4 protein-coding genes, 8 tRNA genes and 3 rRNA genes are annotated in these 13,425 nt (G+C 45.6%); all 15 read right to left on the bottom strand.

Annotated features, from left to right (window positions below; translation table 11 throughout):
- Positions 1-188: 188 nt before the first annotated feature.
- The 15 genes from rrf to secA all read right to left on the bottom strand — a co-directional run bounded on the left by rrf (position 189) and on the right by secA (position 13,255).
- Positions 189-303: ribosomal RNA gene (rrf, locus tag FOC32_RS07455) — 5S ribosomal RNA — on the bottom strand.
- Positions 304-505: 202 nt separating this feature from the next.
- Positions 506-3,397: ribosomal RNA gene (locus tag FOC32_RS07450) — 23S ribosomal RNA — on the bottom strand.
- 404 nt (positions 3,398-3,801) lie between these two features.
- A tRNA-Ala gene (locus FOC32_RS07445) sits at positions 3,802-3,877 on the bottom strand.
- Between the two features lie 45 nt (positions 3,878-3,922).
- Positions 3,923-3,999, bottom strand: a tRNA-Ile gene (locus tag FOC32_RS07440).
- Between the two features lie 61 nt (positions 4,000-4,060).
- Positions 4,061-5,598: ribosomal RNA gene (locus FOC32_RS07435) — 16S ribosomal RNA — on the bottom strand.
- The 16S, 23S and 5S rRNA genes sit together here with 2 tRNA genes alongside, the layout of an rRNA operon.
- Positions 5,599-6,629: 1,031 nt before the next feature.
- A tRNA-Pro gene (locus FOC32_RS07430) sits at positions 6,630-6,706 on the bottom strand.
- 19 nt (positions 6,707-6,725) lie between these two features.
- Positions 6,726-6,801, bottom strand: a tRNA-His gene (locus FOC32_RS07425).
- 78 nt (positions 6,802-6,879) lie between these two features.
- Positions 6,880-6,956: transfer RNA gene (locus FOC32_RS07420), tRNA-Pro, on the bottom strand.
- Positions 6,957-6,974: 18 nt separating this feature from the next.
- Positions 6,975-7,050, bottom strand: a tRNA-His gene (locus tag FOC32_RS07415).
- A 36-nt stretch (positions 7,051-7,086) separates the two neighbouring features.
- Positions 7,087-7,163, bottom strand: a tRNA-Arg gene (locus FOC32_RS07410).
- A gap of 35 nt (positions 7,164-7,198) precedes the next feature.
- A tRNA-Pro gene (locus FOC32_RS07405) sits at positions 7,199-7,275 on the bottom strand.
- Positions 7,276-7,429: 154 nt separating this feature from the next.
- The gene (gene nadA, locus FOC32_RS07400; protein WP_175966732.1) at positions 7,430-8,497 is read right to left on the bottom strand and encodes a quinolinate synthase NadA; all 1,068 of its coding nucleotides are present in this window, start codon (positions 8,495-8,497) and stop codon (positions 7,430-7,432) included.
- A gap of 151 nt (positions 8,498-8,648) precedes the next feature.
- Complete coding sequence (argJ, locus tag FOC32_RS07395; RefSeq protein WP_175966731.1) at positions 8,649-9,869, bottom strand: bifunctional glutamate N-acetyltransferase/amino-acid acetyltransferase ArgJ; 1,221 nt, start codon at positions 9,867-9,869, stop codon at positions 8,649-8,651.
- A 153-nt stretch (positions 9,870-10,022) separates the two neighbouring features.
- Positions 10,023-10,376 carry a hypothetical protein gene (locus FOC32_RS07390; protein ID WP_175966730.1) on the bottom strand — a complete coding sequence of 118 codons (354 nt, stop codon included), beginning with the start codon at positions 10,374-10,376 and terminating at the stop codon, positions 10,023-10,025.
- Positions 10,377-10,528: 152 nt separating this feature from the next.
- Positions 10,529-13,255, bottom strand: a complete 2,727-nt coding sequence (gene secA / locus FOC32_RS07385; protein WP_175966728.1) for a preprotein translocase subunit SecA — start codon at positions 13,253-13,255, stop codon at positions 10,529-10,531.
- Positions 13,256-13,425: the final 170 nt, after the last annotated feature.

Genomic DNA, 13,425 nt, shown 5'->3' with positions numbered 1-13,425 from the left:
ACACACAAAACTATAATGATTTCATGAACTTTAACGTCATTTTTATATAATTTTTAAGTATTATTAATCACTTATTTTTATTAAACAGTATTCAACCGATTTGTAAATTAATATAATTTGGCTTAATTTTCTTAAACCCCACACATAAAAAAAGCCCCCTGCGTAAGCAGAGGGCTTTTGGAATAATGAGCTGGCGATGACTTACTCTCACATGGGAGACCCCACACTACCATCAGCGCTAAGAGGTTTCACTTCTGAGTTCGGGAAGGGATCAGGTGGTTCACTCTTGCTATGGTCGCCAGCACAACTGGTATGCTTACTCGCTATGGTCTTATCTACGTTGCTTGCGCTTCGTTTGCCTAGCTTTCTTCAAATAGAATGCATTAACAGATGTATCTGAGTTGCAGTAGTTTGTTCGATTAGCTTAACTAAATCAAGGTTTCGTCTGATCGTTAGATCAATATGAAATCAATTGACGCTTTATATACAACTGCTTGGGTGTTGTATAGTCAAGCCTCACGAGCAATTAGTATTGGTCAGCTTCACATATCGCTATGCTTCCACATCCAACCTATCAACGTCGTAGTCTTCAACGGCTCTTTAGGAGACATAAAGTCTCGGGGAAATCTTATCTTGAGGTAGGCTTCCCGCTTAGATGCTTTCAGCGGTTATCCCTTCCGAACATAGCTACCCGGCGATGCGACTGGCGTCACAACCGGTACACCAGAGGTTCGTCCACTCTGGTCCTCTCGTACTAGGAGCAGATCCTCTCAAATTTCCAGCGCCCACGGTAGATAGGGACCGAACTGTCTCACGACGTTCTAAACCCAGCTCGCGTACCTCTTTAAATGGCGAACAGCCATACCCTTGGGACCTGCTTCAGCCCCAGGATGAGATGAGCCGACATCGAGGTGCCAAACACCGCCGTCGATATGAACTCTTGGGCGGTATCAGCCTGTTATCCCCAGAGTACCTTTTATCCGTTGAGCGATGGCCCTTCCATACAGAACCACCGGATCACTAAGACCTACTTTCGTACCTGCTCGACTTGTGGGTCTCGCAGTTAAGCGCGCTTTTGCCTTTATACTCTACGCGTGATTTCCGACCACGCTGAGCGCACCTTCGTACTCCTCCGTTACTCTTTAGGAGGAGACCGCCCCAGTCAAACTACCCACCAGACATGGTCCTCGCTCCCGATCAGGGAGCAGAGTTAGAACCTCAATATTACCAGGGTGGTATTTCAAGGACGGCTCCATGGCAACTAGCGTCACCACTTCAAAGCCTCCCACCTATCCTACACAAGTAAGATCAAAGTTCAATGTCAAGCTGCAGTAAAGGTTCACGGGGTCTTTCCGTCTAGCCGCGGGTACACCGCATCTTCACGGCGAATTCGATTTCACTGAGCCTCTGCTGGAGACAGCGCCGCCATCATTATGCCATTCGTGCAGGTCGGAACTTACCCGACAAGGAATTTCGCTACCTTAGGACCGTTATAGTTACGGCCGCCGTTTACTGGGGCTTCGATCAAGAGCTTCGCTTACGCTAACCCCATCAATTAACCTTCCAGCACCGGGCAGGCATCACACCCTATACGTCCACTTTCGTGTTTGCAGAGTGCTATGTTTTTAATAAACAGTTGCAGCGGCCTGGTTTCTGAGGCTGCCAACAGCTCAAGGAGCAAGTCCTATCACCGCCGGCAGCGTACCTTCTCCCGAAGTTACGGTACCATTTTGCCTAGTTCCTTCAGCAGAGTTCTCTCAAGCGCTTTGGTCTACTCGACCTGACCACCTGTGTCGGTTTCGGGTACGATTCCAGTGTAACTGAAGCTTAGAGACTTTTCCTGGAAGTATGGTATCAGCCACTTCACCAGTAAACTGGCTTGCTATCAACTCTCAGCATAGAGCACCCCGGATTTGCCTAAGATGCATGCCTACTGTCTTCCACCTGGACAACCAACGCCAGGCTGACTTAACCTTCTCCGTCCTCTCATCGCATTACACTGAAGTATTGGAATATTAACCAATTTCCCATCGACTACGCCTCTCGGCCTCGCCTTAGGGGTCGACTCACCCAGCCCCGATTAACGTTGGACTGGAACCCTTGGTCTTTCAGCGAACGGGTTTTTCACCCGTTTTGTCGTTACTCACGTCAGCATTCGCACTTCTGATACCTCCAGCAGACTTCTCAATCCACCTTCATCGGCTTACAGAACGCTCCCCTACCACTTGCAATAAATTGCAAATCCGCAGCTTCGGTACATAGTTTTAGCCCCGTTACATCTTCCGCGCAGGCCGACTCGACTAGTGAGCTATTACGCTTTCTTTAAAGGGTGGCTGCTTCTAAGCCAACCTCCTAGCTGTCTATGCCTTCCCACATCGTTTCCCACTTAACTATGATTTAGGGACCTTAGCTGGCGGTCTGGATTGTTTTCCTCTTGACTACGGACGTTAGCACCCGCAGTCTGTCTCCCGGATAGTACTCATTGGTATTCGGAGTTTGCATCGGTTTGGTAAGTCGGGATGACCCCCTAGCCGAAACAGTGCTCTACCCCCAATGGTATTCGTCCGAGGCGCTACCTAAATAGCTTTCGGGGAGAACCAGCTATCACCGAGTTTGATTAGCCTTTCACCCCTATCCACAAGTCATCCCCTGGCTTTTCAACGACAGTGGGTTCGGTCCTCCAGTTAGTGTTACCCAACCTTCAACCTGCTCATGGATAGATCACCCGGTTTCGGGTCTATACCCAGCAACTATACGCCCTATTAAGACTCGATTTCTCTACGGCTCCCCTATGCGGTTAACCTCGCTACTGAATATAAGTCGCTGACCCATTATACAAAAGGTACGCAGTCACCACACAAAGTGGCTCCCACTGCTTGTATGCATGCGGTTTCAGGATCTATTTCACTCCCCTCACAGGGGTTCTTTTCGCCTTTCCCTCACGGTACTGGTTCACTATCGGTCAGTCAGGAGTATTTAGCCTTAGAGGATGGTCCCCCTATATTCAGACAAGGTTTCACGTGCCTCGCCCTACTCGACATCATCATATCAGCCCTTTCGTGTACAGGACTATCACCCACTATGGTTGCACTTCCCAGAGCATTCCACTAAAACTGATATGACTTAATGGGCTGTTCCCCTTTCGCTCGCCGCTACTGAGGGAATCTCAATTGATTTCTTTTCCTACGGATACTGAGATGTTTCACTTCTCCGCGTTCGCCTCATAAACCTATGTATTCAGTTTATGATACCGACCTTATAGCCGGTGGGTTTCCCCATTCAGACATCTCCGGATCACAGGATATTTGCCGCCTCCCCGGAGCTTTTCGCAGGCTATCACGTCTTTCTTCGCCTCTGACTGCCAAGGCATCCACCACATGCACTTAATTACTTGACTATACAACCCCAAACAGTCGTTCATCCCTACAAGTAGGATGAGCAACAGATCCACCAGTAAACTGGCTTCTCTCACAGTTCGTTGTTCCGTGCACTTAAGCACTGTACAGCTTCAATTAGATTCATATACCAAAACGCTTGATTCAGTTAATTTCGCTAGTTCTCATTCAATCACTTCAACAGTCAATCTTGCGATCTCTTGTTTCCGCTCTTGTATGAGTATGAACAAATTATTTCAACTCAAATATATTCTGTTAATGATTTAATGCATCCTCGTCGGACTGCATTACTGTGATAAATCACAGAGATTAATAACAATTCCGCGCATTATACGCCGCTTTCTTACTAAGCTCTATAAGCTATCAAACCGTTTGCTTAATGTTTAACTCATTGCATCGCAATGAGTGGTGGAGACTAGGAGAGTCGAACTCCTGACCTCCTGCGTGCAAAGCAGGCGCTCTACCAACTAAGCTAAGTCCCCAGCTTATCAATAAGTCAATGTTCTGATTTTCTGTTTTCTGGCAGATGGTGGGTCTGACAAGACTTGAACTTGTGACCCCACGCTTATCAAGCGTGTGCTCTAACCAACTGAGCTACAGACCCTCAGATACATCGTCATGAAGAACAACTTGTTGTGGATTCTTACCAATCGTCAATCTTTCGTTAAGGAGGTGATCCAGCCGCAGGTTCCCCTACGGCTACCTTGTTACGACTTCACCCCAGTCATCGGCCACACCGTGGTAAGCGTCCTCCCTAAGGTTAGACTACCTACTTCTGGTGCAACAAACTCCCATGGTGTGACGGGCGGTGTGTACAAGGCCCGGGAACGTATTCACCGCGGCATTCTGATCCGCGATTACTAGCGATTCCGACTTCACGCAGTCGAGTTGCAGACTGCGATCCGGACTACGATCGGCTTTTTGAGATTAGCATCTGCTCGCGCAGTAGCAACCCTTTGTACCGACCATTGTAGCACGTGTGTAGCCCTGGCCGTAAGGGCCATGATGACTTGACGTCGTCCCCGCCTTCCTCCAGTTTGTCACTGGCAGTATCCTTAAAGTTCCCACCCGAAGTGCTGGCAAATAAGGAAAAGGGTTGCGCTCGTTGCGGGACTTAACCCAACATCTCACGACACGAGCTGACGACAGCCATGCAGCACCTGTATCAGAGTTCCCGAAGGCACCAATCCATCTCTGGAAAGTTCTCTGTATGTCAAGGCCAGGTAAGGTTCTTCGCGTTGCATCGAATTAAACCACATGCTCCACCGCTTGTGCGGGCCCCCGTCAATTCATTTGAGTTTTAGTCTTGCGACCGTACTCCCCAGGCGGTCTACTTATCGCGTTAGCTGCGCCACTAAAGCCTCAAGGGCCCCAACGGCTAGTAGACATCGTTTACGGCATGGACTACCAGGGTATCTAATCCTGTTTGCTCCCCATGCTTTCGCACCTCAGTGTCAGTATTAGGCCAGATGGCTGCCTTCGCCATCGGTATTCCTCCAGATCTCTACGCATTTCACCGCTACACCTGGAATTCTACCATCCTCTCCCATACTCTAGCTAACCAGTATCGAATGCAATTCCCAAGTTAAGCTCGGGGATTTCACATTTGACTTAATTAGCCACCTACGCGCGCTTTACGCCCAGTAAATCCGATTAACGCTTGCACCCTCTGTATTACCGCGGCTGCTGGCACAGAGTTAGCCGGTGCTTATTCTGCGAGTAACGTCCACTTATCCCAGGTATTAACCAGGTAAGCCTCCTCCTCGCTTAAAGTGCTTTACAACCAAAAGGCCTTCTTCACACACGCGGCATGGCTGGATCAGGGTTCCCCCCATTGTCCAATATTCCCCACTGCTGCCTCCCGTAGGAGTCTGGGCCGTGTCTCAGTCCCAGTGTGGCGGATCATCCTCTCAGACCCGCTACAGATCGTCGCCTTGGTAGGCCTTTACCCCACCAACTAGCTAATCCGACTTAGGCTCATCTATTAGCGCAAGGTCCGAAGATCCCCTGCTTTCTCCCGTAGGACGTATGCGGTATTAGCGTCCCTTTCGGAACGTTGTCCCCCACTAATAGGCAGATTCCTAAGCATTACTCACCCGTCCGCCGCTAGGAATCAGGTGCAAGCACCCTATCCCCGCTCGACTTGCATGTGTTAAGCCTGCCGCCAGCGTTCAATCTGAGCCATGATCAAACTCTTCAGTTAAAATCATTTCGAACTTTATAAGTAAAGTTCTTAAACTTGGCTCATCAATTTTCTGACTTAAATTTCGCTCAAATAAACTTCGAGTAATTTAAACCAATCAATTAATGAAAATAATTTCGATCAATCAACCAGTAAAAATCCACACAAGTTGTTCTTCATAATCTCTTAATGATCTTCTTACTACTTCATCAGTAGCAAGCTAGGTCGGCTATATTACTCTCTATCTCTAGAAAGTCAACCAGTAATGAAAATTATTTTTAAACTTCCTTTCTAAAACCCAACTCAACCATTTCATGCTAAGTTACTGTTTTATCAGAAGTTTTAATCTTCATCACCGCCGATGGATGTGCATTATAGACCAATCCCAAACAAGCGCAACCCCTATTTTTAAGAAAATACTTCAGTTGATTATTATTTCTACAAAAAGCCCCATATGCATATTCTTTAATCTAAAAACCCTATTTTTAGATATCTTTTTACTATTTCCATTTTTTAATTTAAAAAACAGGGGCTATTTCGTTTCAGCTTAATAAAGTGCAATTTAGTTTTTTATTCCTATAACTACTCTTGCTTAAAATATTCTTCCAACTCACTCGAATAAATATTTTTCTTATTTTCACAATCCCTATGGACCTCCCAATAAATGCGACTCACCCATAAAAAGATCTAGGTACATTTAGCTCGACTTATTAAAAACATAATTCTGGAATGAAGAATGAAGAATGAAGAATGAAGAATGAAGAATGAAGAATGAAGAATGAAGAATGAAGAATGAAGAATGAAGAATGAAGAATGAAGAATGAAGAATGAAGAATGAAGAATGAAGAATGAAGAATGAAGAATGAAGAATGAAGAATGAAGAATGAAGAATGAAGAATGAAGAATGAAGAATGAAGAATGAAGAATGAACTTAATCAATAACCAATTTCTAATCTATTTTTATTTTGATTGATAAATTTAGTTCGTACTTAAATTTTAGACATAAAAAACCCGCCTAATGCGGTATACATATAATTAATCATTTTTATAGATGGTCGGAGCAGTAGGATTCGAACCTACGACCCCCTGGTCCCAAACCAGGTGCACTACCAGGCTGTGCTATGCTCCGATGTTCAACTCAAAAAAGTTGGGGTGAATGATGGGATTCGAACCCACGACAACCGGAATCACAATCCGGGGCTCTACCAACTGAGCTACATCCACCATCACGGTGTCTTCATTATTTAGACATAAAAAAACCGCTTGACGCGGTATCATTAATCCTAACCACCATGAAGAAGATGGTCGGAGCAGTAGGATTCGAACCTACGACCCCCTGGTCCCAAACCAGGTGCACTACCAGGCTGTGCTATGCTCCGATGTTCAACTCAAAGAGTTGGGGTGAATGATGGGATTCGAACCCACGACAACCGGAATCACAATCCGGGGCTCTACCAACTGAGCTACATCCACCATTGCCTTGGTTCTTAAATATCAAGCCACCAAAAATGGCGCGCCTGACAGGATTCGAACCTGTGACCATCCGCTTAGAAGGCGGATGCTCTATCCAACTGAGCTACAAGCGCTTTACTGATGATTTTCACCATCCGCCTTGAAGAATTGGTCGGAGCAGTAGGATTCGAACCTACGACCCCCTGGTCCCAAACCAGGTGCACTACCAGGCTGTGCTATGCTCCGATTCATCTCAGCTTTCGTATCAAGCTTATCGCTTGGTACGGTGTGCATTCTAGGCGTGACGCCATAAGACGTCAACACCTATATTTAAAAAAAATCAAAAAAACACTTCAAGCGTTTATTTATCAAGCATTTCAGACATTTTTTATACAAAATCTTAGCGTTTCAAACTAGCACTAAAATCCAGCATACGATCTAAAGGCAGTTTGGCTCGCTGAGCTAATGCAGGATCAACATGAATCTCCTGATCACGATGTTGTAGAACATGCAAAATTCCATCTAGCTCGTTCATGGCCATCCAAGGACAGTGTGCACATGAACGACAGGTTGCTCCTTCTCCAGCGGTTGGAGCTTCAATCAGAATCTTATCTGGTACAGCCTGCTGCATTTTATAGAAAATACCGCGATCCGTTGCCACGATCAAACGCTGATGTGGCAAGGTTTGAGCTGCCTTGATTAACTGAGAAGTACTTCCAACTGCATCAGCAATTTCTACCACAGACATCGGTGATTCTGGATGAACCAGCACTGCCGCATCAGGATATAAGGCTTTCATATTGGCAATTCCGCGCGAACGGAATTCTTCATGAACAATACAAGCACCATCCCAAAGCAGCATGTCAGCACCAGTTTTATTCTGAATATAACGCCCCAGATGCTGATCCGGTGCCCAGATAATTTTCTCGCCCAAACTATCGAGGTGTTCAATAATCTCAACTGCACAACTTGAAGTCACGACCCAGTCAGCGCGGGCTTTAACCGCAGCCGAAGTATTGGCATAAACGACTACAGTATGATCAGGATGCGCATCACAGAATTTGGTAAATTCCTCTACCGGACAGCCCAAATCCAGTGAACAGGTTGCTTCAAGAGTTGGCATAAGGACGGTTTTTTCTGGTGAAAGTATTTTTGAGGTTTCACCCATGAACTTAACCCCGGCCACCACCAAGGTCGACGCAGGATGGTCACGTCCAAAACGTGCCATTTCCAATGAATCGGAGACACAGCCACCAGTCAGTTCTGCCAGTTCCTGTACTTCAGGATCACAATAATAATGTGCAACTAGCACTGCATTCTGCTTTTCCAGTTCAGCTTGAATCTGTGCGAATTTTTCCTGTTTGGCCTGTGCACTGATCTGATGCTCTTTGGGTTCTCCTAAACGATCTAAATGCGCCTGTACAATCGATTTGGCTTCATTGGCTATTAATTTGGTCGCATCATTCATAACAACTCTTACTCTACCCTCATGGCTCATTATTCAACGAACCTTTCACCCTACATCCCGGTCATCTCCAGCAAAATGCTTTTTGACCAGTCATTAAAAATCATAAGATATAAAAAAAGCCCCACAACGGAGGCTTAAGAAACAATCTGAATTATGAACGATAATCAGCATTGATCTTCACATAATCATAGGACAGGTCACAGGTATAGACTGTATCTTTTGCTTCACCCCGTCCAAGATCAACACGAATCGTCATTTCAGCTTGTGCCATCACACGTGCACCTGCCTCTTCGGTATAATCTGCTGCTGCTCCACCATCCTTGCAGATTTGTACATCATCTAACCAAACCTGAATTTTTGCAACGTCTAAATTCGCCACACCTGCATAACCGATTGCAGCCAGAATACGCCCCCAGTTTGGATCAGAAGCAAAGATCGCAGTTTTCACCAATGGAGAATGGGCGATGCTATAAGCCACGTCACAGCATTCCTGAGTATTGGCACCACCTTCTACGGCCACAGTAATAAACTTGGTTGCGCCTTCACCATCACGCACAATCAGTTGTGCAAGACGCTTCATGGTACGCATTAATACTTCAAACACAGCAGCATAACGCGGATCTTCAACTGATGAAATTTCTGTTCCACCGGCCTGACCTGTGGCAATGAAAATACAAGAGTCATTGGTAGAGGTATCACCATCAATAGTAATGCGGTTGAATGACTGATTCACTGTCTCAGATAAAAGCTGTTGAACCAGTTCACGGCTGATTGGTACATCAGTCGCCACATAACCCAACATAGTCGCCATATTTGGGCGAATCATGCCGGCACCTTTGGAAATCCCGGTCATGGTATAAGTAATACCATCCATCTCGAACTGTTCAGACGCACCTTTCGGTGTAGTGTCTGTGGTCATGATGCCGGTTGCTGCATCGATCCAGGCATCGTCACGCAATGACTCTAATGCAGGCTGTAAACCACTCAGAAGACGTTCCATTGGTAATTGCTCGCCAATTACCCCTGTTGAAAATGGCAATACTTCTTCAGCTTTCACGCCTGCAAGTTCAGCCAGTTTGGCACAAGTGGCGTCAGCATTCGCCATACCTGTTGGACCAGTACCAGCATTGGCATTTCCGGTATTAATCACTAAATAACGTGGATTACCTACCGCCAGATGTGCTTTAGAAACATGTACAGGGGCAGCACAAAAAGCATTCTGGGTAAATACACCTGCAACATTGGAGCCTTCAGCCAGTTCAAATATCACCAGGTCACGTCGGTTCTGATAGCGCACATACGCTTCTGCCGAACCAATTCTCACCCCTTTTACCACATGCATCTGTGGCATAGATACGTCACCAACTGCCATTTTTAAATGTCCAATATTGAAGTTTCATAAAAATACAGCTTAGTTGATCTTCATTAAAAAATCGAGCCAAAGCCAGATGAACACTCACTTTTCTTATGGTTTTTCACAAAAAAAACCAGTCATAGTGACTGGTTTTATTAAACTGGATCAAACTTAGTTTTTAGCCAGCTGGGTTGAGTCACTCAATAAAGCCTGTTTCGCCTGTTGCTGACTTGCCGCAGAAAGCGCAGGGTTAGAAGCAACAATACGGTCTGCATTGGCTGAATTAGCTGCTGCAATCGCTGCAGTCTGCAAAACGATTGGACGGTTTGAATTATTAAAGGTATAGCGAATGCCGGTACGCGGACTTGCAATGGTCACCTGACCATCTGTACCCGTCTGAACCTGAGCCGTAGTTGGACCAATGGCCTGCTGAACTTTAGCAGGTGTCGTTGTTGCTGTTTCTGCAAAACTTAAAGTCGGGATTGCCAAAGCAGCAACCATCATCGTTTTTAATACTTTTGTCATTGTTTCTTCCACTTTGCGGTGTTCAATCTGCCATTAAATACCATTTAATCCAGTACAGTGCAAACAGTATTCACCACCTAAAAGTCCATATACATAAAAAGATCGGGACCAAATAGCCCTGATCTTTTTATAGTTTAGAAACTTAGCAGAAATTAGATCTTGCCATGACACTGTTTATATTTCAGACCTGAACCACATGGACAAGGTGCATTACGGCTTGCCGGTGCTTCAAAGACTGGTGCAACAGGATTAGCCTGCGCACTTTGTTCAGTGGTGATTTCATCTTCTTCAGCCAGTAATCCATCAAATTCCTGATGAGATAACTGCAAACGCATCGCTTCAGCCTGTGCCTGCTGCTGTGCTTCCATTTCAGCCAGTTCTTCAGGTGTTGGCACATGGATGCGTGACAGATCAGTAATGACGTCAGATTTAATCACCCCCAGCATGTTTACAAACAGGTTGTAGGCTTCTTTTTTGTATTCCTGCTCTGGGTTTTTCTGTGCATAACCGCGTAAATGAATTCCTTGACGCAGGTAATCCATCGCAGCCAGATGCTCTTTCCAGTGACGGTCCAGAGAGTTCAACATGAAATGACGTTCGAGTGATGCTGCAGATTCAGCACCCATTTGTTCACGACGTGAACGGTAACGGTTTACCACTTCTTCAGTAATTCGTTCAACCAGTGCTTCTTCATCTAAACGACGATCCTGCTCTAACCATTGTGCGACTGGCAGATCAATCGACAAGTCTTCACGTAGTGCAAGTTCCAGACCTTCAATATCCCACTGGTCATGAATCGATTCAGGCGGAATATAGTTCGCGATCATGCCCTGCATCACTTCACGGATCATCTCTTCGATATAATCCTGCAATGAGCTTTCAGCCAGAATCTCATCACGCTGACTATAAATGATCTTACGCTGTTCGTTATTCACATCATCGTATTTCAACAGGTTCTTACGAATGTCGAAGTTACGTGCTTCTACTTTGCGTTGTGCATTTTCGATTGAGCGTGACACCATTTTGTGTTCAATCGCTTCATCTTCTTTTAAGCCCATTGCACGCATCATGGCAACCACACGGTCACCCGCAAAGATACGCATCAAGTCATCTTCAAGAGACAGGTAGAAACGCGATACACCCGGGTCACCCTGACGGCCCGCACGACCACGCAACTGGTTATCGATACGGCGAGATTCATGACGCTCAGAACCGATAATATGCAAACCACCAGAAGCAAGAACTGCTTCATGATTCGCTTCCCATTCTGCTTTCAGACGTGCTTCATCTTCAGGGGTTGGGTTTTCAATTTTGGCCAGTAGCGCTTTCCAGTTACCACCCAGCAAAATATCGGTACCACGACCGGCCATGTTAGTTGCAATCGTTACAGCACGCGGTGCACCCGCTTGGGCAATAATATCTGCTTCACGCTCATGCTGTTTGGCATTCAGGACTTCATGTTCAATACCAGCTTCTTTAAGCTTGTCAGAAAGAATTTCCGACGCTTCAATAGTGGCCGTACCAATCAGAATTGGCGCAACACCAGCTTCATGAACACGCTGGATTTCCTGAATAATCGCATTGTATTTTCCTTCACGATTCAGGTAGATCAAATCGTTCTGGTCATTACGGATCATTGGACGGTGGGTTGGAATGATTACCACATCCAGACCATAGATCTCTTTCATTTCCGCAGCCTCAGTATCTGCAGTACCAGTCATACCGGATAATTTTTTATACAGACGGAAATAGTTCTGGAATGTTGTGGTTGCAAGGGTTTGGTTTTCCGGCTGAATTTCCAGACCTTCTTTTGCTTCAACTGCCTGGTGCAAACCTTCAGACCAGCGACGACCTGGCATGGTACGACCGGTATTTTCATCAACAATGATCACTTCGCCTTCATGGATGATGTAATGCACGTTACGTTGATATAAATAGTGCGCACGAATCGCAGCAGTCACATGATGCAGCAAATTCAGATTAGAAGCTGAATACAGGCTTTCACCTTCAGCCAGCAAGCCCATTGCAATCAATTCACTTTCAATGGTTTCAAAACCGGTTTCTGTAATTTCAACAGAGCGCTGTTTTTCATCAATCCAGAAATGACCGCCATCCGGTACTTTTTCTTCTTTCTGTGCTTTTAACTTCGGTGGAATGCTGTTGATCGCTGCATAAAGCTGGGAGGAGTCTTCACTTTGACCAGAGATAATCAGTGGTGTACGCGCTTCATCGATCAGGATCGAATCGACCTCATCGATAATGGCATAAGTCAGACCACGCTGTTTTTTCTCAGCCAGCGAGAACACCATATTGTCACGAAGATAATCAAAACCGAATTCGTTATTGGTACCGTAAGTGATATCTGCTTTATAGGCTTCAGATTTTTCTATCGGGTTCTGCATGGAATAGATAATCCCGATGCTTAAACCCAAGAATTCGAACAATGGACGGTTTAACTCGGCATCACGTTGTGCCAAATAGTCGTTCACCGTGATGACATGGACACCCTGCCCGCTCAATGCATTAAGATAACAGGCCAGCGTTCCCATCAGGGTTTTACCTTCACCGGTACGCATCTCGGCAATCTTGCCTTCATGCAGGGTAATACCACCAATCAACTGTACGTCATAGTGACGCATTCCCATGACACGTTTTGCAGCTTCACGACAGACTGCGAATGCTTCAGGAAGTAACTTATCTAGGCTTTCACCCTTATTATATCGTTGTTTGAATTCTTCAGTTTTTGCAGATAAGTCTGCATCGCTTAGGGCTGATATCGTCGGCTCGAGCGCATTAATCTTGTCTACGATTTTACGCATGCGTTTGAGTTCGCGCTCATTTTTGGTACCGAAGATTCCTCCGATCAGACTTGCCAACATGAATAGACTCTCTAAATCTTGCTTGTCAAATAAATATGTTCTTAGTCGTTATTATGGTGCTAGAAATTTGAACTACAAGGGTTTTGCCAGAAAACCAATGAAAAAAACTCATCCTTCGTCCTAGCCCTGAGACCTAAGGCAAGGTAATGTAGCAAATTTTACCCATGCAA

This window comes from Acinetobacter sp. FDAARGOS_724 (assembly GCF_013364475.1).
Taxonomy (GTDB): domain Bacteria; phylum Pseudomonadota; class Gammaproteobacteria; order Pseudomonadales; family Moraxellaceae; genus Acinetobacter; species Acinetobacter variabilis.
This window is presented reverse-complemented; position numbering and strand designations above follow the sequence as displayed.